At 40.2% G+C, this 22,688-nt stretch carries 18 protein-coding genes and 1 pseudogene; 15 read left to right on the top strand and 4 right to left on the bottom strand.

Features of this window, described 5'->3' with window-relative positions; genetic code table 11:
* Positions 1-79 precede the first annotated feature (79 nt).
* Both HZC31_00315 and HZC31_00310 read left to right on the top strand, forming a co-directional pair.
* On the top strand, positions 80-598 hold the full coding sequence (locus HZC31_00315) for a hypothetical protein (GenBank protein MBI5001807.1): 519 nt from the start codon (positions 80-82) through the stop codon (positions 596-598).
* Between the two features lie 41 nt (positions 599-639).
* The gene (locus HZC31_00310) at positions 640-1,263 is read left to right on the top strand and encodes a hypothetical protein (GenBank protein MBI5001806.1); all 624 of its coding nucleotides are present in this window, start codon (positions 640-642) and stop codon (positions 1,261-1,263) included.
* 25 nt (positions 1,264-1,288) lie between these two features.
* Here HZC31_00310 and HZC31_00305 read toward each other — a convergent pair whose 3' ends face one another.
* Positions 1,289-1,756 (bottom strand): peptidylprolyl isomerase, encoded by a 468-nt coding sequence (locus tag HZC31_00305; protein ID MBI5001805.1) that lies wholly within the window; start codon positions 1,754-1,756, stop codon positions 1,289-1,291.
* 80 nt (positions 1,757-1,836) lie between these two features.
* Between HZC31_00305 and HZC31_00300 the strand changes: the two genes are divergently transcribed.
* The 3 genes and pseudogenes from HZC31_00300 to HZC31_00290 all read left to right on the top strand — a co-directional run bounded on the left by HZC31_00300 (position 1,837) and on the right by HZC31_00290 (position 8,370).
* Positions 1,837-3,357 (top strand): MFS transporter, encoded by a 1,521-nt coding sequence (locus HZC31_00300; protein MBI5001804.1) that lies wholly within the window; start codon positions 1,837-1,839, stop codon positions 3,355-3,357.
* Between the two features lie 955 nt (positions 3,358-4,312).
* Positions 4,313-4,408, top strand: a pseudogene (locus tag HZC31_00295) (DUF4215 domain-containing protein).
* A 1,634-nt stretch (positions 4,409-6,042) separates the two neighbouring features.
* Complete coding sequence (locus HZC31_00290; protein MBI5001803.1) at positions 6,043-8,370, top strand: hypothetical protein; 2,328 nt, start codon at positions 6,043-6,045, stop codon at positions 8,368-8,370.
* A 72-nt stretch (positions 8,371-8,442) separates the two neighbouring features.
* Here HZC31_00290 and HZC31_00285 read toward each other — a convergent pair whose 3' ends face one another.
* Positions 8,443-8,628: a hypothetical protein gene (locus HZC31_00285; GenBank protein MBI5001802.1), complete on the bottom strand. Its 186-nt coding sequence runs from the start codon at positions 8,626-8,628 to the stop codon at positions 8,443-8,445.
* Between the two features lie 183 nt (positions 8,629-8,811).
* Here HZC31_00285 and metG point away from each other — a divergent pair, with 183 nt between their 5' ends.
* On the top strand, positions 8,812-10,980 hold the full coding sequence (gene metG, locus HZC31_00280; protein MBI5001801.1) for a methionine--tRNA ligase: 2,169 nt from the start codon (positions 8,812-8,814) through the stop codon (positions 10,978-10,980).
* A 1-nt stretch (position 10,981) separates the two neighbouring features.
* Here the strand turns inward: metG and HZC31_00275 are convergent, their stop codons facing one another.
* A complete protein-coding gene (locus HZC31_00275; protein MBI5001800.1) occupies positions 10,982-11,245 on the bottom strand; it encodes a hypothetical protein in 264 nt (87 codons plus the stop codon).
* A gap of 248 nt (positions 11,246-11,493) precedes the next feature.
* On the opposite strand from HZC31_00275, the gene HZC31_00270 reads away from it, so the two are divergent.
* The 5 genes from HZC31_00270 to HZC31_00250 all read left to right on the top strand — a co-directional run bounded on the left by HZC31_00270 (position 11,494) and on the right by HZC31_00250 (position 18,907).
* Positions 11,494-14,694: a hypothetical protein gene (locus HZC31_00270; protein ID MBI5001799.1), complete on the top strand. Its 3,201-nt coding sequence runs from the start codon at positions 11,494-11,496 to the stop codon at positions 14,692-14,694.
* Between the two features lie 114 nt (positions 14,695-14,808).
* Positions 14,809-15,639, top strand: coding sequence for a Bro-N domain-containing protein (locus HZC31_00265; GenBank protein MBI5001798.1), 831 nt, complete (start codon positions 14,809-14,811; stop codon positions 15,637-15,639).
* A 31-nt stretch (positions 15,640-15,670) separates the two neighbouring features.
* Complete coding sequence (locus tag HZC31_00260; protein MBI5001797.1) at positions 15,671-16,741, top strand: hypothetical protein; 1,071 nt, start codon at positions 15,671-15,673, stop codon at positions 16,739-16,741.
* 327 nt (positions 16,742-17,068) lie between these two features.
* On the top strand, positions 17,069-17,500 hold the full coding sequence (locus HZC31_00255; GenBank protein MBI5001796.1) for a 30S ribosomal protein S6e: 432 nt from the start codon (positions 17,069-17,071) through the stop codon (positions 17,498-17,500).
* A 48-nt stretch (positions 17,501-17,548) separates the two neighbouring features.
* On the top strand, positions 17,549-18,907 hold the full coding sequence (locus HZC31_00250) for a translation initiation factor IF-2 subunit gamma (protein MBI5001795.1): 1,359 nt from the start codon (positions 17,549-17,551) through the stop codon (positions 18,905-18,907).
* Between the two features lie 48 nt (positions 18,908-18,955).
* On the opposite strand, the gene HZC31_00245 is transcribed toward HZC31_00250, so the two are convergent.
* Positions 18,956-19,225: a hypothetical protein gene (locus HZC31_00245; GenBank protein MBI5001794.1), complete on the bottom strand. Its 270-nt coding sequence runs from the start codon at positions 19,223-19,225 to the stop codon at positions 18,956-18,958.
* Between the two features lie 788 nt (positions 19,226-20,013).
* On the opposite strand from HZC31_00245, the gene HZC31_00240 reads away from it, so the two are divergent.
* The 4 genes from HZC31_00240 (at position 20,014) to HZC31_00225 (ending at position 22,650) form a co-directional block, all read left to right on the top strand.
* Complete coding sequence (locus HZC31_00240; GenBank protein MBI5001793.1) at positions 20,014-20,664, top strand: HAD family phosphatase; 651 nt, start codon at positions 20,014-20,016, stop codon at positions 20,662-20,664.
* A gap of 186 nt (positions 20,665-20,850) precedes the next feature.
* Positions 20,851-21,297 carry a hypothetical protein gene (locus HZC31_00235; GenBank protein MBI5001792.1) on the top strand — a complete coding sequence of 149 codons (447 nt, stop codon included), beginning with the start codon at positions 20,851-20,853 and terminating at the stop codon, positions 21,295-21,297.
* Between the two features lie 90 nt (positions 21,298-21,387).
* Positions 21,388-21,999: an iron-sulfur cluster assembly accessory protein gene (locus HZC31_00230; GenBank protein MBI5001791.1), complete on the top strand. Its 612-nt coding sequence runs from the start codon at positions 21,388-21,390 to the stop codon at positions 21,997-21,999.
* Between the two features lie 48 nt (positions 22,000-22,047).
* Positions 22,048-22,650, top strand: coding sequence for a hypothetical protein (locus HZC31_00225; GenBank protein ID MBI5001790.1), 603 nt, complete (start codon positions 22,048-22,050; stop codon positions 22,648-22,650).
* The last annotated feature ends 38 nt before the right edge of the window (positions 22,651-22,688 follow it).

Here is a 22,688-nt window from a genome sequence, read left to right as displayed (position 1 = left end):
TTGCAAAATTCTCTTCATCTCTGCTCCATTAGCCTTGCATACGGAAAGATTTAAATCTTTATAGTCGTTTTTCTCTGTCATGAATTGTTTAAGCTGTCAAAAAGAGATTCCGACGAAACTTGGTTACGTAAGCAATAGCCATCGCTTTTGCAAATTTTGTTTTAGTCACATTATTGAAAAACGTGTGCGGAAATATCTTAAAGATCATCCGCTCAAAAGAGGCCAACGCATTGTTGCTTCACATCTCGCTTCTCTTTATTTTGCGCAGCATGTTATGCACATTCCTCTTACTATCCTTAAACGCGCGTCAAAAAAATCTGATACGATGATTTTATCAGAAACACTTGATGATTGCGCTGTCGCGTATTTGGAGCATCTTCTTTCTGGAAAAAAGTTTCTGAAGCAAAAAAAGAATACGCTGCTCCTTTTCTCTTCTGTGACTGATGAAGAACTTTCTCTTTATTGTCAGTATCACAAGCTTCCTTTTGCGGTGAAAAAACATCCCTTGAAACCCTTTCTTCTTCGCATGGAAACAGAACATCCTGGCACCATTCAAGCGCTCTACAAAAGCATGCAGGATTTGAAAGAAATACTGTAATTTCAGTAATATTTATAAATTTTCCCTACTTTCTAGTGATTATGGTAAAGTATGATATCTTTGTTCATCCTGGTTTTCCTGCTGAAGAACGCAAAGTTCGTGGTTCACGAGTTTTTCAGGAATATTGTGATAAGTTATCGACTCTTGCAGCTTCCGCTGAGCAGGTTATTCATGTGGTTGATCCTAAAATAGGGCATCATGACGCTTTTTTGGAAGATCTTATTCCTGCGAATCGCAGAGTTCGCTCCTATGTTCTTGATATTCCTTTAGTTTCTGCTGATTCTTATGGTGTTGTTTGCAGAGATGATTGGGATACTTTTGTTGGTCTTCTTCATGGTATTAGAAAGCACCGTGATCCTGTACAGATTCATGGCTCTTTACATGGGCTCTGTATCCTTGAGTTTGCTGTACAGCTTTATGAACTGGTGCATAATCACAAACAATATCTTCCAAATCCGGTTTCCTGCTTCTTAAATTCTCCGTTCCCCTTTCGAGATGAAGATACACAAGCAATCGCTCAGCACGCGCTTGACGCACACTATTTTAATTCAAACATTCGTTTTGGCACTGTTTTCGCAAACTCTGCTTTTGATGACATTAATAATATTAGAAAAAGTCTTGTCCGCCAAATGACTGATAAAGAAACAAAAGTTTATTCTCTTTGATACTTTATAGAATTTTAAGAAGATTCTACTGAATTCCCATCACCACTACATCAAAGACTAATGTTTTTCCCGCGAGCGGATGATTCATGTCAATGATCACGCTTTCTCTATTTATTTTAATAATCTTTGTGTAAATCATTGTTCCTGTCTTCGCTTCTTTTTTGAGCACCATTCCTATAGAAGGTGTTATTTCTCGTGGTATTTTGCTGAGTGGAATTTCCTGAACAAGATCTTTGTGATGTTTTCCATACGCTTTCTCCGCGGGAATAATGATTCGCTTCTTCTCTCCAACTTTCATTCCAAGAACTCCTTCTTCCAAACCCTGGATAGTCGTGTGTTCTCCGACCATAAATCGAAGTGGTTTTGCATTTGTTGTTTCAAAGATAGTTCCATCCGCAAACTTTCCGACATAATGGAGACTGACATAGTTTCCTTTTCTCACTATCTGATGTGGGTCGTGTCCTGGATGGAGTTTATGTCCTTGTTGGTTCATGGCATTATTCTTTGTCTTGTTCTTTATTATTGTTTGTGTTTTCAACAAAACATAAAAAGAAGTGTGGTGTGTGGACACTCATGACTGCGGCAACGACGACTCATACTCCTCCCGATGATAGAAAAACGCTTGAAAAAGATCTTCGCGCGATTCTCTTAGAATGCAGAGCAGCAAGCATTACCCAAAACATCGCTGAAAAATTCCTTGTCCCCTTCGCGCTGTTTTTACAGGCTTCTGCTTTTTCTATTGGTCTTCTTTCTACTCTTCCTCAGCTTCTCGGCGCTCTGACACAACTTTTCTCTGTCAAAGTCCTTCACACATTTCCCGATAGAAAAAAAGTTATTGTCAAATTTCTTTTGTATCAATCGCTTCTCTGGCTTCCGCTTTTTCTTATTCCACTTCTCTTTCCAACATTAGGTATTGTCGCGCTCATTATTTCTTATTGTATCTATTACATGCTTGGCGGTTTTTTCAACCCTGCATGGATTAGCTGGCTTGTCTATATTGTTCCTGAACACGCGCGCGGTAAATTCTTCGGAAGAAAAAATCAGACCGCCGGAAGGTTTGGTTTTTTCGCGGCAACTCTTGGGGGCTATCTGCTTTCTGTTCTTTCTGATATTAATTTATGGGTTGCGTATGGTATTCTCTTTTTTGTCGCGTTTATCTCGAAACTTCTTTCTCTTCTGTACATTCTTCGCATTCATGAAAGTGAAGAAGTCAAAAAAATTCCCTCTTTTGAAGGCGTTACCTTTCAGGATTTTCTTCGACATATCTATGAAACTTCTTTTGGTCAGTATGTTTTGTATATGTGCCTCATGAGTTTTGCGGTGAACCTTGCTGCTCCTTTTTTTACGCCCTACATGCTCCATACTGTCGCGGAAGGCGGCCTTGGGTTTTCTTATCTGCAGTTTACTATTATGATTGCCATTGGCGCGTCAGGAGGATTTCTTGTTTTTCGTCATTGGGGATCGCTTTCTGATCGTTTTGGCAATAAACGCGTGCTTGTGTTTACTGGTTTTCTCATTCCTTTTGTTCCTCTTCTTTGGCTCTTCTCTTCAAACTTTTATTACCTGCTTATCGTTGAGTTATTTTCTGGCGTTATTTGGGCAGGTTTTAACCTCACGACCGCAAACTATGTTTTTGATCTTGTGGGGAGTAAATACAGGATGATCTACAACGCGTATTACAACGTTATGACGACTGTCGCTGTCTTTATCGGCGCGCTTGCGGGTAGCGGTTTGCATGTTGTTTCTCTTTTGTTAGGGATTCATGATATCACTTTCCTGTTTTCTGTTTCCTTCCTGTTTCGCTTTGCCATCGCACTTTTCTTTTTTACAAAGCTCAAAGAATTGCGGGAGGTCGAAGGGTATCATTTCTTCTACGAACTCGCGATTCGACCTATGCAAGGATTCGCGCACGGAAGTGTTCAATATATTCGTGATGGTTTTACTCACTTTAAGAAAAAACACATTGTTGATATTCTGAAAATGGAACGGTATATTGAGAACGTTGAAGATGAATTTGAGCGAGATGGAAAGAAAAAAGAAGAAGAGAAAAACGAAAAACTCTCAACAAAAAGAACAGAGAAAAGAAAGGTTTAAATAATAACTTGTTCTGAAGGGGGGTATGTCATCATCTTTTTTCAAAAATTTTTGTCATAAAAAAGATTATTCTATGTATCTTGCTCTCGCGATCTTCCTCTTTATTGGCATTGTTACTTTTACTTCATCACGTGCTCCAACAGGATATTCCATCGCAGAAACTTCTTATTCTATCAACGCGATCGCGCTTGAAGATGGCGCTGATGTTGACATTATTATCGCCGCTTCTGATTTTGCGAGTGACCATTCTATTACAGAAACTATGCTCACTAGCGAATTGACTGGCGCGGAACAAAATACATTGCTTGTTCAAAATCTCGGCGCTTCTCCCACAACGATCACAAAATCCGGAACAAATCTTATTCTTGAAGGAGACGCTGTTGTTGGTTTTGCCGCGCTTTCTCTTATGGATTCCACGAATTACGATATATTCTCTACGTATGATGTTGTTCAGGTTGTGGATGGCGCTCTTATTGGTGTGACTCCTTCAACAGAACAAAATATAGATCAAGCAACAGGAAACAATTGCTATGATAGTGACGATGGCGATGATCCTTATACGTATGGAACACTCTCTGGAACAGATGTTTATGGAAATGTTATTGACCAGACAGATCAATGCGGTTCAGGAACAGCAACAGTAAATGATGTCTTTGAAAAAGTCTGTACTGCAGAGAGTTATACCTATACGCAGTATACTTGCGCGTATGGTTGCAAGGATGGCGCGTGTGTCGCTCCTCCAAAGAATAATTGTGTTGATAGCGATGGGGGAGATAATCCTGATGAATATGGAACACTCTCTGGAACAGATATTTATGGAAATGTCATTGATCAGACAGATCAATGCGGTTCAGGAACAGCGACAGTAAATGATGTCTTTGAAAAAGTTTGCACAGAAACAAGTTATACATATACGCAGCATACTTGCGCGTATGGATGCTTTGATGGCGCGTGCATCTCTCCTGTTTCTTATGGAGTAGTTTGCGGTAATGGAATTGTCGAGGACGCAGAAACATGCGATGATGGAAATGTTGAGAATGGCGATGGTTGCACTGCTGATTGCACTCTTGAAGTAAAAGAAGGTTGTTGGGAAACGGATGCAGGGGTTGCGGGAACATATACGGGTTATTATTATGATTATTATGGCGCTGGTCAGCAGGATTATTCTTACGATTACGCGTATGATAATTACTGTTATTATGACAGTTATTCAGGAACATACTATTACGCAGACTATTATTGTTATCAATATGATTATGACGCTCGTTGGTATCCAACATCAAATTGGCAAACCTGTGCAAGTGGTTGCGAAGCGGGTAAAGGGTGTGTTGATGTCGCGACTGTCACGCCATCCTGTGTCGATACTGATAATGGAAAAGATGAAAAAACATACGGCGAAACAACACTGATCAATAAATTTGGAGAAGAAAGAACAGCGGCGGACAGCTGTTATTCATACTCAGACGATTATCAATATGTTGTTGAGAATTCCTGTTACTCGTGGGACAACACCTACTATCTTTACACGGATTATATTATTTGCGATGGTGTCTGTCAGAATGGTGTTTGTGTCGATGCTGCATACACTGCAACTTGTGAAGATAGCGATGATACAGAAATGTATGAATATGACTGGCAAAAGAGCGCTTCTACTTATGGAACAGTAACTGGAAACGACAAATCTGGAAACAGTTTTGAAAAATCTGATTCCTGTTATGATTCTTATGGGTATGAATATGTTATGGAACAATATTGCAATGACAACAATGCAGTGTATGAAAATTATGTCTTCTGTCCAGGAGGATGTGAAGATGGCGTTTGCGTTGAACCAACGTGGGAACAAGCTTGTACTGATAGCGACGCGACAGCGACAAACGCAGGAAGAGATGTGTACACTGCCGGCACCGCAAGCGGTGTTGATTATTATGGAAAAGAATTTACGTACAGCGATTACTGTTATTACAGCAGCTGGGATAAAACATATTATGTTGTTGATTATTATTGCGCAGAAAGCAGTTATTCAGGAGCATATGCAAGCAGTTATTGGGATAAATGTCCAGAAGGATGCGAGAATGGCGTCTGTCTTGGCGCAGCGACAACAGTAACTCCTACCTGTTCAGTTGGGGATAAAACAGTCACAGGAACTGACGCGTATGGCGCTTCCTATGCGTATTATGATTATTGCAATGGAGCAGAAACCCTTGTCACGTATAGTTGTGGTACAGATGGCACTGTTGTTGCAGCAGAAACCGCATGCAATTGTGTGGATAACCAATGTCATACCGCAAGCATGACTGTTGCCGACTTTATGATCAGTGGCAATCCTGTCATCGTCATCGGAGCAGGCGCCGCTACAGAAGATAATATTGCCGCAATTGATCTTGCGGGCAAATATGGCTGGAAGGTTGTAACAGACGCAACGATTAGTGACGCGACATCAGGAACATATGTTGCTATTGGTGGACCATACGCAAATAAAGTAAGTGAAGCCGCGTTTGGCGGTCAAACATGGGATTATGGCATTGGTGAAGCGTTATTCCTTGTCAAAGAATATGACGCAGGAGGAAAAACACTTGTCATTTCAGGTAGTGAAGCAAAAGATACACGAAACGCGGTCGCGTTGCTTGTGAATAATCCAGAAAGTCTTACTGATGCTTATGTGGTTAAGCGCGTGAGTTGATTTTTATGTGGCAACGAAAAATAAAACGCTATCTTTCTTCTTTCTTTTCTTTTTTTGCTCTCGCGTTTATTCTTCTCTTTGTTTTCTCTCTTCAAGGAACATTGACTGGAAAAGCAGTTATTGTTTTAGATGAGGGTGTTACTGCAGAACAGATAGCAGAGATTGCCACGCTTGCTTCGTCTGGCGATGAAACAAAGATGCTTTCTGAAGTAGATTTAAGCCAAGGTGGGCTTCTTATCTTTACTCGCCTTGATAATGGTGGTACTGCTGCTATTAAAGAGAGGGACGGGAATTTCTATATTACAGGTAATGTTCATGATGCTGTTGCTGTCATGCAATCCGCTGATTACAAATTATTAGTTGAAGAATATGGTGTTGTTGAGATTGTCGATGGACAGATTGTTGTTGAGGAAGTAGAAGAAGAAGTTCAGGAAGAGGTTGTTGAAGAAGTTGTCGAGGAAAAAGTTGTCGAAGAAGTTAGGGAAGAAATAATAGAAGAGGTACAAGAAGAAGCAGAAGAAGTGCAGGAAGAAGAAGAACCTACTAGTTCATACTGTAAAGAAACAGAAACTGGTGTTAAAGGATGGTCGGAAATTGTTGGTGGAAAATTCTCTAGCGAAAATTCCTGTTTTGATAATGGAGCTCAAATTTACGCACGAGTATATTCCTGTGGTGTTTATGATCAAGGAAAATGGGGGAAACATTATTATGCACAAGTAACAGAAGCGCTTTGCCGATATGGGTGCGATTCTGGAAAATGCCTCAAGGCAGAGGATGCTCTTGAGTTCAGTGATGCATGTATTGATACAGATGGCGGCGACACATTTGACAAGTTTGGAGCAGTCACGTTTGCCGGCGAAGTCTATGAAGATCAGTGTGATTCTACATTTTATGGAGATAAAAAAGCACGAGGCGCGCTTCTCGAATATAGTTGTAGTGATTCTGGAAATCTTCGGCTTGTCCAACAAAAATGTACTTATGGTTGCAATGTTATAACTGGAACTTGTCAAGGTAATTATTTGTATGGTTCGCCTATCGTTAAGATCAGCGGTGACGACGCGTGTAAAGACACAGACGCGGGAGAAGCGTATGATGGTGTTGGTCGCGCAGGAACGGTGACGCTTAATGATGAATCTTACGCAGATTCTTGTGAACAAGGAAAATCACTTATAGAATACAGTTGTATTAATGGACAAGATCTTGGAAAACGCCGCTACACCTGTTCTTACGCGTGCGCGGATAACGCATGTCCTCAATCATATACTGAAAAAGTAGAAGTTCTCCTTCCTGTGCAGGAAAAAGTGACAGGAGACTGTACCTCAACAGATACAGGCGTGACTGGAAAAGATAGAAGTGGAAAAAAACGTACGTACGAACATTATTGCGGCGCTTATACAACAGGAATTGGCGCCTATGAAACCTATCACGCTACTGTTGCGTATTGTGATGAAGATAATTTCCCCGCGTTACGATCTTATGATTGTGAGAAAGGATATGTTTGCAGCGCTGATGGAATGTCTTGTGTTGAGGGAGAAGCTTCCTGCGAAGATTCTGACAATGGCATCGATACTTCCACAAGCGGCGTTGTGCAATATCTTACCGCATCCGGAGAAAGTGGAATGGGCTATGACGAATGCACTGATGATAAAACACTCACTGAATGGTATTGTGAAGGCGATACAGTACAATCAAAAAAAGTTCAGTGTAAAGAATATTGTTATGGAACTGTTTGTGACACTATGAGTTTGGAATGTTCTGACACTGAAACAGGAGCGGATCCTGCAGTTGCCGGATATTTGACGTATTATTCATTAGATGGCACAACGACTGCGTATGAAGACACCTGCACCGCGGATGGCAAAGGAGTTACAGATTGGTATTGTGATGGAAAAGATGTCCAATCAACAGTATTTTCCTGTGATGGTTCTTGTTCTTATGGAAGTTGTACTGCTTCAGAAGCTCCTTTCTTTTCACCAATTACGACAGTGGATGAATTCTTCGCGTCAACACAAGATTGGTATTATGACATGAAGATTGTTATTCCAAGCAAAGGATCAACAAGTGATTATCTTGCCGCGCTCGCGCTTGTTGGAAAATATGGATATCCGCTTGTCAAAGATACAGCTGTTTCTGACTGGAGAACCATGCACGCGATTGTTGTTGGCGGATCTTCTGTCAATAGTGTTAGTAAAGCAGTAATTGCTGCAGGCGCTTCTCAGGAAGGAGCGTATTATATCTATCAGGATCCAACGTACTACGGAACTGTTCTTGTTGTTGGTTCAGATGATCCAAAAGAAACAAGAAAGGCTGTGAAGGAATTGGTGAAGCGCTAAACTCTTTCTTTTTTCCGTACCATCCGATCTTTCGAGGGGTATATTATTCTTTTCTTCCATGTGAAATGAAGGTTAAACTTCTTTTTCTACTTTTTTGTTCCTTTTTTCTAAAAAATAACCCCATTCACCGAATTTCTCTTCTAAATTGTCTTCTCTTTTACTCGTTACTTCGGTTCTTGGGTCCCCCTGGCAGTAAAAGGTATTGTTGGTGCGTGTATTTTCTTTGCTGCTGAAAAAATATTCGCTTTGCTCCTCCATGAATCGCCTTATTACTTTTTGGAATCCTTAAATATTTTTATTTATTAAACTATGAAAAAACAGAATTCTGAAAATGACGAAGAAAATACCTCCTTCTTATGGAAAGTCGACGATTTCACTTGTTGGATTGGATGGTACTCTTTTCCGCTACATTTATAATATAAAACCAATCACATTCTTTCCATGAAATCGCATGCGCATGAAAAAAAGCATACAGAGAGAATTCTTATCACCGCAGCACTCCCTTACGCAAACGGCTCTATTCATCTTGGTCATATGGTGGAATACATTCAAGCGGATATTTATTCTCGCGCGATGAAACTGTTTGGCAAACACGCTGTTTTTGTCTGCGCAGATGACACCCACGGCGCGCCCATCGAGATCAAGGCAACTTCTTTAGGGATGAAACCAGAACAGCTCATTGACAAATATTACAAAGAGCATACGAAAGACTTTGCTGATTTTGGTGTTTTGTTCGATAGTTATTACTCGACAAATTCTCCTGAAAATAAAACATACAGCGATTTTATTTTCACAAAACTCAAAGAAGCGGGACATATTTACACCAAAGAAATTCCTGTTATTTACTGTGAACATTGCAAGCGTTTTTTACCTGATCGTTACGTGAAAGGAACATGCCCTAAATGTCACGCGCCAGATCAATATGGAGATGTCTGCGAAAAATGTAGCAGCACGCACAAAACAACAGACCTCATTAATCCCAAATGCGCGACGTGCGGTAAAACTCCTGTTCCAAAAACCTCTGAACATTATTTTTTCAAACTCAGCGTGTATGAAGATAAGTTGCGGCATTTCTTTAAGACAGCGGATGTGCAGCCTGAGATTGTGAACTCTGTCAGCAATTGGTTGGGAGAGTTGCAGGATTGGTGCATTAGCAGAGATGGCCCTTACTTTGGGTTCAAAATTCCTGGTGAAGAAAACAAATATTATTATGTCTGGCTTGACGCGCCTGTGGGCTACATTGCTTCTACTGCGCACTATTGCAAAACTTCTGGGGAGAAGGTTGCTGATTATTGGAATACTAAAGACACAAAGGTTATTCACTTTATCGGTAAGGATATTATTTATTTTCACTTTCTTTTTTGGCCATCCATGTTGATGACTGCAGGATTTCAGCTTCCTTCCAAAATTATGGTCCATGGATTCTTGACAGTGAACAAAGAAAAAATGTCAAAGAGCAGAGGGACATTCATTACTGCCCGACATTATTTAGATCACTTGAATCCAGAATATTTGCGTTTTTATTACGCAGCGCATTTGTCTCCAACAGTCACTGATCTTGATCTTGATTTAGCGCAGTTTAAAGAGCGAGTCAACAGCGAACTTATAGGGAACATCGCGAACTTTTGCTATCGTGTGTTAAGTTTTGCCGCGAAGAACTTTGACGGGAAAGTTGGTTCTTTCCATGAACCTGCTGTTGCTGATGAGATTATCGCGCTTCGTGAACTTACTTCTACTGTTAAAATGAATTATGAACAGATGAATTTCAAAGACGCGCTTTCGGGAATTTTGGCGTTTAGTTCTGTTGGAAATAAATATTTCCAGCAAAACGAACCGTGGAAACTGATTAAGGAAGATGCTTCGAAAACGAAAGACATTATTTCCTTTTGCACGCTGCTGATTAAAGATTTGAGTATTTTGCTTGCGCCGATTTTACCGACGTTTAGCTCTGCACTCCAAAAGCAGTTGGGTGTTTCTTCGTTGACCTGGAATGATCTTTCTTTTGTTCCTGAAGACTTTGTTCTTTCAGATGTTGTCCCGCTCATTCAGAAGATTGAAGAAGAGCACAAAGCGCTTATTGTCCAAGAGCCTACGAAAAGAGAAGAGAAAAAGCAAGAGAAAAAGGAGTTTCCAAAAACTGAAGCACAAGGATTCCCTCTGCTCCTCAAAGTAGGAAAAATTCTTTCTGTTGAAGAACATCCTAACGCAGAAAAATTGTACGTTGAAACCATTGATCTTGGGGATGGCGATGTTCGCACGATTGTTTCTGGTATTCGCTCTTGGTACAAAAAAGAAGATCTTGTCGGAAAGCACGTGATTGTTGTCGCAAATCTCAAGCCAGCGAAACTTCGCGGAGTCATGAGCGCAGGCATGATTTTAGCGGCAGAACATGATGGAAAATTGGAGGTTCTTGAAGCGCCAAAGAGTGCTGCGGGAGATCTTGCTTTCTTTGGTTCTGAGACTTCTGCACCGCAGCAAATTCAATATAATGATTTTGCGAAACTTTCAATTCTTGTCTCTCACAAAACTGTTGTTTGTGATGGCAAAAAACTACAGACACACAAAGAAACCATACATTGTTCTTTGCCTGATGGAGTAAAGGTAGAATAAATCAATCCTGTTTTTGAGAGGCTTTTAGGTACTTATCAGTTAATTCTTTTCTTAAAGCTTCTTCTTTCTTTTTCCACTGCGCTCTTCCAAGTTTCTCATAGTCGAACATAAACAATAATAATGTAATATGTTGCAGAACGACGATAAGGACGAGGATCACAACTCTTGTTCTTTTCTCTTCAAGCAATGCCATGACTGTATTAAGAATGGTTATAATTATCCACCCTATAAAATGAAGTCTCCCTAATGGACTGCCTATAACCATTATTGCAAAAACAAGTGTCTCCCATATTATGTTATGGTAACGAGTTTCTCTACATAAATAGGACCTCCTTGTATGTATAATTCATACTCTATAGGATATATGTATAAATATAGTAAGAGTATTATATGCGGTATACTTGAATTATTTTCTGGATATATTCTGTTACTGCTCTCTGATCAAGATTCATGATCATTTTGCACTTAAAAACTCCGTAAACCTTATATATACTATTCCTTCTAGAAATAACCATGAAAAAAGGGAATCAGTATTATATTCTTCATCGTGCTATTTTTATGATGTGTTTGGTGCTGTCGATCCCCTTTATTTCTTCTCAAGCATTTGCACTCACTATCACCAGCGTGACTATTACTGGAAGCGATGGCGTCGAAGATGTTATGAAATCAGACAATGATTATTTTACCGCAACTGTTAAGACATCAGAAGAAATAAAGCCGGAACAGCTCTACATTGATTATACAAAAAAAGAAGCATTCGACTCCTGCTCTGGGAAGGAATGTGTTTATACAAGCAGCCAGACTGATAGGGCAGGGCAAGAGATGGAGTACATTATTCAACTTATTAATTCAAGCATTGTTGTTGATGAAGTCGAAGGAACTATTCTTATTGACGAAGAAGAACCAACAATTGATTCCTACACTGTTGAAAAATCTGATGAAGATATCACGATTTCTTATGAAGTAACCGATACTGCGTGCGAGGATTGCTCTGTCTGCGCGGGTATTGATTATTTGACGTTGTATCAAGATGATACTGAAATTCAGACGATTAATGTCGCGTCAGAATGCTCGATTGAAGATGAGATTTCTACTTCTGTGACTGAGCTTAATTTGGAAGATGGCGATCATGAACTTTGTTTAGTCGCTGTTGATAATGTAGGCTATTTTAGTGATGAATATTGTGAAGCAATTTCTGTTGATAGTACTGGACCGCACTTTGAAACAGGAAGTTTGGAAATTAAAGAAAGCACGAGTGGGAATATTGTTGAATACATTGGTTCTGACGCTGTGCTTGTTGATGTGTTCATTAATGTGACTGATGATTCTTTAAGTGAAAATACTGTTGTCGGAGACTTTTCTGCTCTTAACGCAGTTATTGGTTCCACTTATGAAGAAATGACTGCGGATAGTTGCGAGGAGGATAGTGATAATGAAACGCTTTGGCGTTGCGCGTGGTACGCGCTGTACATCGAAGATGTTTCTGGCTCTTTGACGTTGCCTTTTTCCGCAACTGATAATGAAGGAAATGAAGGAACATACAGTCCAACATATACGTTGACAAAAGATGATTCCGCTCCGACTGTCTATAGAGTGTATAATGAGTTTGAGAGTGAGGATTTGTATCTCAAATATGGCACGAATAGTGTGTATGCGGATCTTGACGCGACTGGTTCTGGCTTTTCTTTTGAACAAGCGTATTTGACGCTTAGTCTAGCTTCTCTCTCTCGAGAGGATCCAACAGATTGTTGGGAAAATGGTTCCTACTGGACCTGTGTTTGGAATTTTAGCATGTCGTATTCTGGCACCACAGAATCAACACTAGTTATTGACGCGGAAGATGACGCAGGCAACGCGATGGAATCGTATGAAGTCGATGTTGGCACTGATTCTGAAGAACCAGAGATTTTGGATATTACTACTTCTCTTGATTGTCCGACTGCAATGGATACACTTGAAGTTGTGGTGAACGCGACTGATGATTCTGATGAACTGTTTATTACTTTTTATGGTGAAGATATTCGCACTGATGATGAACCAATTACTGAAGAGTGTGTTAAAATAGCTGAAGATTTGTTTACTTGTACGTTGTACATTACTGATTTTGTTTCTTCTCCAGAAGATGAAGATGTTCAGATTGAGGTAAGTGATAATGCGGGAAATATTGGCGATGATTCGGTGGATATTTCTGTTTGTGAATTAGAAGAAGCTGGAACTCCTGACTTTGTCACGACCTATGTTGGCGATGTTGTTGATATTGATAAGTTAACTTTGTCGTATATTGATTATCCGTTGTATGTTCCTTTGACATTTTCTTATACTTCTGCTGCTGATATTGTCAGTAAAACAGGAAGTTGTGAAAATGCTGGTGCTGTGTACTTTATTGATCAGTCTGATACGTCGACGTTTATGGTTGTGTCTTTACCTGCACAAGCGGTTCCTAATGCGACGTATTCCTTGAATCTTGATTGCAGTATTTCATTTACCATGCAGTATGGCGATACTGTTTATAGCACTCCTGAAGTCGATGAGATTGAAATTTCTGTTGATTTATATGGAACGCCGATTGGAAGTGTTGAAGCAAGTCTTGCGGAGAGAATTGCGTTGCAGAAGCAGGGGATTGCTGAGGCGCAGGCGGATATTGATGCGTTGGTTGGATGGAATAAGGTGCTTGGGATTATGTGTAAAATTGTAGATATGCTTACAAAAGCTGATGCACTTCTCTCCGGAATTCGTGTTTTTACAACTTTTATTGCATACGCTGCATATGGGACTTACATGGGTGCATGTACAGCTGTTCCTTGGAATATTGTTGCTTGTCCAACGGCAGGTTCTGGGGCTTGGGCTGTATATGCCGCAATGGTTCAATACGAAACTGCCGCAAATACGTATCACTCTATTATTGCTGATTTTGTTTGGCCAGTGGGGTATGGATCATTGAGTTTTGGAACTGTTACAAAAACAATGTGCAGTATTTATACAGGTAAACTTTGCGAAGGTTTTGGTGGAATAGAGAATAAAATTCTTATTAATGCGCGTGAACAGGGTACTCCAGCATATTATGAGAAAAGTGTTGGTGTCGGAGAGGGCTTTTTTGGTCAAGAAGATCAGCAACTTCCTGAATCATTTCCTGAAGAGATTGGTTTATTTTATGATTGGGATCCCTACAAAAGCATCCATACTGCGCAGAATTGTTTGTATATTGATGCGATTATCTATAATATGCGTAAAGAGAGACAAATTAATTGTATGTACACTCGATGCTTAGAAAATAATGCAGAGAATGGATTGCCAATAGATGTTTGTGATCTTCAATATAAAGAGCGACAATGTCTTTATGTTGATGGTGCTGCCTGGATGGCAGCAGGGAGTGCGGACTTTATTCACTTTCTGCAATTGACTCTTAACACTGCTTTATCAAACGCAGGTGTTATAATCTTAGGTACAGCGTATTGGTTTATTCCCCCATGTTCTTTTTGGGAAGTATTTTTGAAGACAAAAGCAGGGATTGCTGAAATAGATGCCATGCATATGATTCCATTTATTGGTCCTATTGCTGCTGAAGTGGTTCCAGGCCAAGGTATGGTAGCAGGAACCGCTTGTCACGGCTCCTATAACATCCTTGCACTCGTGGAAACAAACTGGTTTTATGGTGTTTCGGATTGGGACTTCGAAGCAAACCTCGAAGGAACTGATTATTGCGCGGGATACTAAAATGCACAAGACAAACTAACTGTCTAGTGGCTTTATTCTCAGAAAACACAAAGCACTTCCTTCACTCGACATTCCGGCGTGAGATATATAAGGGAGAACTGCTTCTTGTTTTGTATGGAAACAAAATCTCTCATAACTTTTCAAGATAAAAATATCAGAAGAACATGGCATAACGACCTGTGGTGGTTTGTCATAGAAGATGTTGTTTTAGTGTTAACGGATTCTAAAGACCCCAAACAGTATATACAAAGAATGAAACAGAGAGATGAACCTCTTTCGCAAGGGTGGGTACAAATTGTACGTACCCTTCCTGTGGAAACTTTTGGGGGGATACAGCAGATGAATTGTGCAAACACAGAAGGTATTTTTCGTATTATTCAATCAATCCCTTCTCCAAAAGCTGAACCATTCAAACAATGGCTTGCTCAGGTGGGGTATGAGCGAGTTCAAGAAATAGAAAATCCTGAATTGGCTCAAGAAAGAATGAAACTTCTTTATGAACAAAAAGGATATTCAAAAGATTGGATTGACAAACGATTACGCGGAATTGCGATTCGACAGGAATTAACCGATGAATGGAAACAGCGTGGTATTGATGAAAACAAAGAATTTGCAATCTTGACTAATGAAATTGCAAAAGCGACTTTCGGAAAGACAGTGTCAGAACATAAAGAACTCAAAAGACTTCAAAAGGAAAACCTTCGAGATCACATGACTGATTTGGAACTTATCTTCTCTATGCTTGGAGAAAAATCAACAACAGAAATAGCAAAAGTGGACAATACGCAAGGTCTTGAGGAGAACAAGGACGCAGCAAGAAGAGGAGGAACTATTGCAGGAGGCGCAAGAGTACAACTTGAAAAGGAATTAAAAAGAAAAGTCGTGACTTCAAATAATTATCTTACTGAACCAGAACGTGTTAAAAGAAAACACTTGACACAATAACCATTTAAACTCCTCTTTCTTCACTTTTTTCATGAACAAAGCATTCGCGCAACAAATTCTTCAGGATATTCAAACTGTTTCTTTACGGAGAATGCAAAGCACTGATATTCACCTGCTTCCTTTTTCTCCAGCATATACGCCTGTTTCTTTCTGTGAAGAATATTTCCAACCATTGTCTTCCTCGTCTTTAATTTCTTCACCTTCTTTTCCTTCATCTTCTGATAAAGTCATGTATTTTGTCGATGGCGGCAATGCGGAGATTCTTCAAACTCCAGATTATTGTTTACAGTTTCTTCGGTTTGCCTGCGTTGGGTTTCAGAATGGAAAACGGGTGTTTCAGAAAAAAAGAGAAGGATATGTGCTTGCCGCGTCTTTGCACCAAGAAAATGAGATCGTTGTGACGTTGAAGGGTTATGGCGATCTTGCAGATGTTTCTTTTCCATCATTCTCGCTTGATGATCCTTTGCTCGGAGATCTTTCTTTGCGGACAAAATTGAACAGAGCAATAGAAGTGTTTCGCGCATTACATGAAATTCAGTTTGCTTCTGAATTATCTTCATCTATTTTTTCTTCTGATTCGCTTCTTGTTTTTGATCGCGCGTTGCTTCCAGAAAATTCGCATGAGCAACGCGCTTTTGCGTCTCTCTATGAAGCTGCTTCTGAAAAAAGTATTATTGTTTCTGGGCTGAACAAAACAACCGCGCTTCTTTGCAATACTGGAGAAAGCGTTGTTTCTCATCTCGCTTCTTTTGATAAAAGGGGTTCGTGGCTCTATTCTCCTGTTTTTTCTACGCATGATCTCAAGCACAACGCGGTGTTGAGTTTTGTGCGATTGCACGCTCGTTCGCAGCATATTTTTCGGTTGGAAGTTTGTGCATCTTTTGCGGATAAACTGTTTGATGTTGCTTCACTGCTCGCGTCGCAGAGTATAGATGGTGTGTTCTTGGGATATCCGTATGGACTTCTTGTCGCGGATCAACTTGCTCGGGTTTCGAATCGTGAGAAAGAAGCGTTGCAGACATTATTCTTCGCGCATACTGGCGAAGAACGATTTTCTGTCGCCGCGTTAAATGCGCACGGGATTTTGGATGGTAAAATTTGATCGCTGTCATTCGTTCACTTTCTCTTAACTTTCATTTTTTTAAAATAATAAAGATTTGAGGATTCTCAAGGACTGTGAGGCGATTGTTTGCTCATGGGCTAAAATACACGCACCAGCAAAAGCAAAATGTCAGGGGGACCCACGCAACGTGAAGCATTGTATGAGGTATTATTTAATTTTTAAATACATTAAGAGATATTCTGTTCCTGACAAATCCCCTCCCTCGACACAATCTTTATAAACCAACAGCTATTTTATCTCTAACGCTGAGGTGTCTCAGAGAGATAGAGGCTATGAAGGCTTCGAAACTTCGGGGAGATTGAGAATATGGTTGGAATTAAAGTAGTTATCGCGGATCCTAAGAAAGGAAAATGCGTTCAGAAAGAATTAAGCGAAGAAAACAGTCACGCGCTCTTCGGCAAAAAATTAGGCGACACTGTTCGCGGCGAACTTCTTGACCTTACGGGGTATGAATTCAAAATTACTGGTGGCTCAGATTACTGCGGCTTTCCTATGCGGCCAGACGTTCCAGGCCTCGCACGAAAAAAGATTCTCGCAGTAGAAGGAATTGGTCTTAAACCATTAAAATACAAAATTAGAAAGACAAAGCCATTCCAGTTCCATCCAGGATCACGCCAGCGAAAATCTGTTTGCGGAAACACTATCCATGACAAGATTGCGCAACTGAACTTTGTTGTGGTCAAACATGGAAGCGCTCCTTTGTTTGAAGAAAAAGCTGCAGAAGCTCCTGCGCAATAATTTTTATACCTTTATTTTTATTTATTGTTTATATCATGAGGAAAATGCATGTCAACTGAAAAAAAAGAGCATAAAGAACCAAAACATCCTAAGGTCAAAAAAGAAAAAGCGCCTAAGGAAGCAAAAGACTCTAAAGAACATCCTAAAGAACATAAAAAAGACAAAGCAGAAAAAATTCATAAAAAATCTTCTGAACACGCTCTTCAACCTGTCATTAACATCGGTCTTTTTGGTCACGTCGATCACGGAAAAACAACACTGACAGAAGCGCTCAGCGGGAAATGGACAGACACCCATTCCGAAGAAATGAAACGCGGGATCACTATTCGTTTAGGATACGCAAACGCGACTATTTATCAGACAGAAGATGGAACATACACGACTGATCCAAATGCAGGCGGCGAATTTGTTCGCATCATCAGTTTTGTCGACGCACCTGGACACGAAAGTCTCATGGCAACAATGCTTGCTGGCGCGACAATTATCGATGGCGCGCTTCTCTTAATCGCGGCAAACGAACAATGTCCACAGCCGCAAACACGAGAACATCTTCAGGCACTTGAAATTCTTGGCATCAAAAAAATTATTATTGTTCAAAACAAAATTGATCTTGTTGACAAAGAACGGTTACTCAAAAATTATCAGCAGCTTCGTGATTTCCTTAAAGGAACCGCGTATGAAAACGCTCCTGTGATTCCTCTTTCCGCGATGCATAAAGTAAACATTGACGCGCTTCTCGGCGCGTTTGAAGAATTCTTTCCAACCCCTTCTCGTGATGAAACTCTTGATCCTCGCATGTTTATCGCGCGAAGCTTTGATATCAACAAACCTGGTTCTCCTATTGAAAAAATGCGCGGTGGCGTTTTAGGTGGTTCATTGATTCAGGGTTCTTTCAAAGTAGGTGATGAAATTGAAATCCGTCCTGGCTACTTTGTTGAAGAACGAAACCAGAAAGTCCACAAGCCTTTGTTCACTAAAATTCTTGGTCTTATGACAGGAAATACTCCTTTACAGATCGCAAAACCTGGTGGTTCTATCGCTGTTCTTACTGATCTTGATCCTTCTATTGTTAAATCTGACGTTCTTACCGGGGATGTAGTTGGTCTTCCAGGTAAATTGCCTTCTGTTTTGTATGACCTTGATCTTGAAGTTCATCTTCTTGAGCGTGTTGTTGGAAGTAAGGAAGAACTTGTTGTTGAGCAAATTAAACTTCAAGAGCCACTGATGTTGAATGTCAACTCCGCGGTTACTGTCGGGGTTGTTTACAAACTCGCGAAGAACAGTGTTTTATGCAAACTTAAAGTTCCTGTCTGTTGCGATATTGGTTCTCGCGTTACTATTTCTCGACGAATTGGCAATAGATTCCGATTGATTGGGTATGGTATTATTAAGAATGTGAAAAAATAAAAACTATTTCTGTAAAAAAAGAAAAATAAAAAATAAAAAAATTATTTTTCATTGCATTTGCACTCTTCGGTCATACTCCGCGAACATTCTGTCTATTTCAAGACAAAACTCAGTCACTTCAATTTCTCCTTTATATTTTCCGTCATCATAGCGTTTCGCTTCTTCAACAAATTGCTGCGCGAGATCCAGCTCATTTTTATGGAGGTAATCATTCGCGATGTCTAACAACGAACTGACATAACGACGTCCCCAGTTTCCGCCGACATACATGCTTCTTATCGCGTCTCCTACAGTTTCTTCTATTCTATATGCTTCCATATTCTCACCTTTTCTTTTTTCTCTTCCGCGGTTTTTTTGAAGTGATGCTTATTAATAGGTTTATCGACGGCTTTTCCGAAAATTTTTGGAGAATTTGCCGTATTTTTTCGGATGATTCGAAAGGTTTTCGGTATAATTGCTTTTTTCCGAAAATCTTTCGCTTTTGGCGAATGGTATTCCCTTATATTTAGACTCTTTTTTGTTTATTTGCTTGTTCTTTTTTATTGTGAAATTTGGGTTTACTTCGAACCGAAGGTTCGTAGTATTACGAGCATAGCTCGAAATAATACCCCACAGCTTGCTGTGACCCAATTTCACAATTCCACAGACGCACCGAATTGCGAGTGGGCAATATTAATAATTTCGCTAACGATAGAGTATAATGGCGAAATTATTAATTCCGTGAATTACGTTTTATATCACTTGTTGACGCAATTCACGTTACCCCGCAGCTTGCTGCGATTGGGATGCCCTGCGAGCGGTGCGTCTGTGTTATTTAAATTGTAAAGAAGACGCTCGACTAACGCTCGCGTCTTAATGCACAGACTCTCGCATTAAGCGCTCGAGTCTGTGCATTTGTAGTTTTATTGCAAAACCAACAATATGGCCAGACGAAGCGAACGAGGTTACCCTACGAAGTGGGGTGTTCTCGTTTGCGGAGTAGGGCTTGGAGCAAAGCGACAAGACCGTCTGTGCCAATGTTGTTGTTGGCTTTGCATTCTTTAAGAAAAATAAATTTCTAAACATTTTCCATAAATTTAATATACTTCTTTTCTTGAAATAATCTTATGATCAAAGCAATTATTTTCGATCTTGATGGAACAGTGACCAACAGCGAATTATTGCATCGTCAAGCGTTCAACATTCTGCTTAAAAAATATGGATTGTCCATTACAAACAAACAATGGCAAAACATTTTTGTTGGCGCGGGATCTCGGTTTATCGCGCAGTGGTACATTCGGAAATACAAACTTCCTGAAGATCTTGATGATTTTGTCGATAAACGTCGGCGAAAGTATCAGGAATTACTCAAGAAACATCCTTTGAAACCTATCTCTGGATTTATGAAATTTTACAACGCACTCAAGAGACAGGGTTTTAAGGTTGCAATCGCAAGCAGTGGTCATCGCTCGAATGTGCTTGCTTCTCTTCGCGCGATAGGATTATCTCGAATTCCTGTTGTGGGAATTGAACAAGTGCATTTCCGCAAACCAAATCCAGAGATCTTTCTCAAGACAGCGAAAATGTTAGGAGCGAAACCTTCTCAATGTGTGGTGTTTGAAGACTCTCTGCCAGGCATTACTGCCGCAAAACGCGCGAAGATGAAGATTGTCGCGCTCTTGACGACCACGCCGAAAGCTAGACTGAAGAAATTGAAGCCTGATCTTTTAATTCGCAATTATAATCTTATTTCAGTTTCTACAATTAGTCGCTTGTAAACACTCATTTGGTTTTCTTGTTCTTCTTTCTCTTTATTAAATAAAAAAAATTAGGGATTCTCAAGGACTGTAGGGCGATTCTTTGAAGGAGGCATTGCGATTTTCCTGTTTTTTTTGTCTTGTCGCTTTGTTGCTAAGCACTTTGCAATAGTTTTATATATTATTACTCTCAGAAAATAAATCATTATGGGACAAGAGAAGCAACAAAGCACTCAAAATGCGCAAGACATTCACGAACATCACTCTCATGCATTCTTCTTTCTCTTCTGCCTTATTGCGATTGTTGGTGTCGCGGCTGTTCTTCTTGGCACAAATAGCGACAACGTTCTTACTGGCGCGGTTTCTACTACCTCTACCTATTCTTCTTGTAAGGATTATGGGAATTACATTATTCTCAGCAACGAAGACGGAGCAAAGCGTGTCAAGAAAGACATTTGCACAGGCATGCAGAATAAGTTTCTTCGAAAAGCGGCATGTGTTTTGAAAAATGATCCTCCAGATTATGATTATGGTGAATATACTTTTACCTACACAAAGATCGCGCTTTGCGACAGCGGCGCAAGCTGCACTCGTGATGAAAATAAGGCAGCGTATTGTCCAGGGGATAAATCTGTTGAGCCAACTGTGGCGTAGGTTTCTCTTCAGTCATTTTCTTGCATAAATTTTATATATAGTTCTTCTTATTTTCAACAAAAGAAACATAATCTATAAAGGTGGTTATCCATGGAACAAAATACACAAACTGTTGAACAACGATTACGACGAGAGCTTACTATTGGCGATGTTTTAGAACAATATCCTGACGCGGCGCCGCTGCTTACAGAAAAAGGAATTCACTGTGTTGGTTGTCATGTTTCTCCTTTTGAAACACTCGAAGAAGGCTTCCGAAGCCATGGTATGGCTGAAGAAGAAATTGACACTATTCTTGCAGACATCAATGAGAAATTAGATCATACTATGAAAAACAAGCCTGCTCGCGCTCCTACTGTTTGTTCAGGAGATGCTTCTCTTGAAGTGAGCTGCGGTGCGGTCGCGAAGGTTTTGGAATTGCTCAAAAAAGAAAACAAAGACACGACAAAAACAGCGTTGCGTATTGCAGTCATGCCTGGCGGTTGTTCGGGAATGACCTACGACTTTTCTTTTGATTCTGATGGCAAACAAGCTGATGACAAAGTTATTGAAAAAGATGGTTTGACTGTTCTAGTTGATAAAAAGAGCTTAGGCATCTTAGATGGCTCTCGCGTTGATTATGTTGAAACACTGCATGGCGCAGGATTTGTTGTTAAGAATCCACAAGCAAAAGGCGGTTGTGGATGCGGAAAGAGTTTTAATTAACTTATCACATCATAACCTTTTTAATCTCATTTTTCTTTCTTTCTTTTTATGTATATTTTTGATAAAGTTGTCGCAACAATTGTTCCTACAGGAATTGTAAATACTCCTGTTCGTTATGAATTTGATTTTTATCTTAGTTCGCACACCATGTCATTTTCTGACGCAAAAAAAGTCGCTGATCCGGCGTTCTTAGAAGACCGTGTCGCGCAACTCAGGAATTCTTATCGAGAGCAAAACGCAGGAGAACAAATTGAGCTGACGTCCGCGACGTCCAAAATTCGCGGCTATCAAGGCGGGCTTTGCCATATTGCGCTGCTTGGAATAGATTATACACCGCATCTTGTTCTTCTTCGCCGCGGCGCTGATGCTCCCACCTCTCCTCTGATGCTTGATATCGCCGCGGGACGAATGGAATTCTCTGATGAATCCTGGCAGGAAACCATTCTTCGTGAGGGCTTAACAGAAATTGGCTATTACACCAGCGAGGAAAAACTGTGTCATTGTTGCGATCACATTGGCAGTCGTATGTTTCATCGCCTGGATAAGTTCATGAAGGACGCTTACGAACGAACAGCTCTTTTTCCAGACGTTCCTTATCACAATCGCGAAGGAGCACGTGTTGCAGGATTACAGAAATTACTTCAATTCTGAGCGAAATACTTATATTCCCCTCCTTTTTCTCGCTTCTG

The sequence above is a fragment of the Candidatus Woesearchaeota archaeon genome, from assembly GCA_016214075.1.
Classification (GTDB): Archaea; Nanobdellota; Nanobdellia; order Woesearchaeales; family DSVV01; genus JACRPI01.
This window is presented reverse-complemented; position numbering and strand designations above follow the sequence as displayed.

What these genes read in the sequence shown, in the direction of transcription:
- HZC31_00235 (MBI5001792.1), top strand. Translation starts at nt 20,851, where the DNA reads ATGGGACAAGAGAAGCAACAAAGCACTCAAAATGCGCAAGACATTCAC.
- HZC31_00310 (MBI5001806.1), top strand. Translation starts at nt 640, where the DNA reads ATGGTAAAGTATGATATCTTTGTTCATCCTGGTTTTCCTGCTGAAGAA.
- HZC31_00260 (MBI5001797.1), top strand. Translation starts at nt 15,671, where the DNA reads ATGAACAAAGCATTCGCGCAACAAATTCTTCAGGATATTCAAACTGTT.
- HZC31_00240 (MBI5001793.1), top strand. Translation starts at nt 20,014, where the DNA reads ATGATCAAAGCAATTATTTTCGATCTTGATGGAACAGTGACCAACAGC.
- HZC31_00245 (MBI5001794.1), bottom strand. Translation starts at nt 19,225, where the DNA reads ATGGAAGCATATAGAATAGAAGAAACTGTAGGAGACGCGATAAGAAGC.
- HZC31_00230 (MBI5001791.1), top strand. Translation starts at nt 21,388, where the DNA reads ATGGAACAAAATACACAAACTGTTGAACAACGATTACGACGAGAGCTT.
- HZC31_00305 (MBI5001805.1), bottom strand. Translation starts at nt 1,756, where the DNA reads ATGAACCAACAAGGACATAAACTCCATCCAGGACACGACCCACATCAG.
- HZC31_00315 (MBI5001807.1), top strand. Translation starts at nt 80, where the DNA reads ATGAATTGTTTAAGCTGTCAAAAAGAGATTCCGACGAAACTTGGTTAC.
- HZC31_00250 (MBI5001795.1), top strand. Translation starts at nt 17,549, where the DNA reads ATGTCAACTGAAAAAAAAGAGCATAAAGAACCAAAACATCCTAAGGTC.
- HZC31_00265 (MBI5001798.1), top strand. Translation starts at nt 14,809, where the DNA reads ATGGAAACAAAATCTCTCATAACTTTTCAAGATAAAAATATCAGAAGA.
- HZC31_00225 (MBI5001790.1), top strand. Translation starts at nt 22,048, where the DNA reads ATGTATATTTTTGATAAAGTTGTCGCAACAATTGTTCCTACAGGAATT.
- HZC31_00285 (MBI5001802.1), bottom strand. Translation starts at nt 8,628, where the DNA reads ATGGAGGAGCAAAGCGAATATTTTTTCAGCAGCAAAGAAAATACACGC.
- HZC31_00255 (MBI5001796.1), top strand. Translation starts at nt 17,069, where the DNA reads ATGGTTGGAATTAAAGTAGTTATCGCGGATCCTAAGAAAGGAAAATGC.
- HZC31_00270 (MBI5001799.1), top strand. Translation starts at nt 11,494, where the DNA reads ATGAAAAAAGGGAATCAGTATTATATTCTTCATCGTGCTATTTTTATG.
- HZC31_00275 (MBI5001800.1), bottom strand. Translation starts at nt 11,245, where the DNA reads ATGGTTATAGGCAGTCCATTAGGGAGACTTCATTTTATAGGGTGGATA.
- metG (MBI5001801.1), top strand. Translation starts at nt 8,812, where the DNA reads ATGAAATCGCATGCGCATGAAAAAAAGCATACAGAGAGAATTCTTATC.
- HZC31_00300 (MBI5001804.1), top strand. Translation starts at nt 1,837, where the DNA reads ATGACTGCGGCAACGACGACTCATACTCCTCCCGATGATAGAAAAACG.
- HZC31_00290 (MBI5001803.1), top strand. Translation starts at nt 6,043, where the DNA reads ATGTGGCAACGAAAAATAAAACGCTATCTTTCTTCTTTCTTTTCTTTT.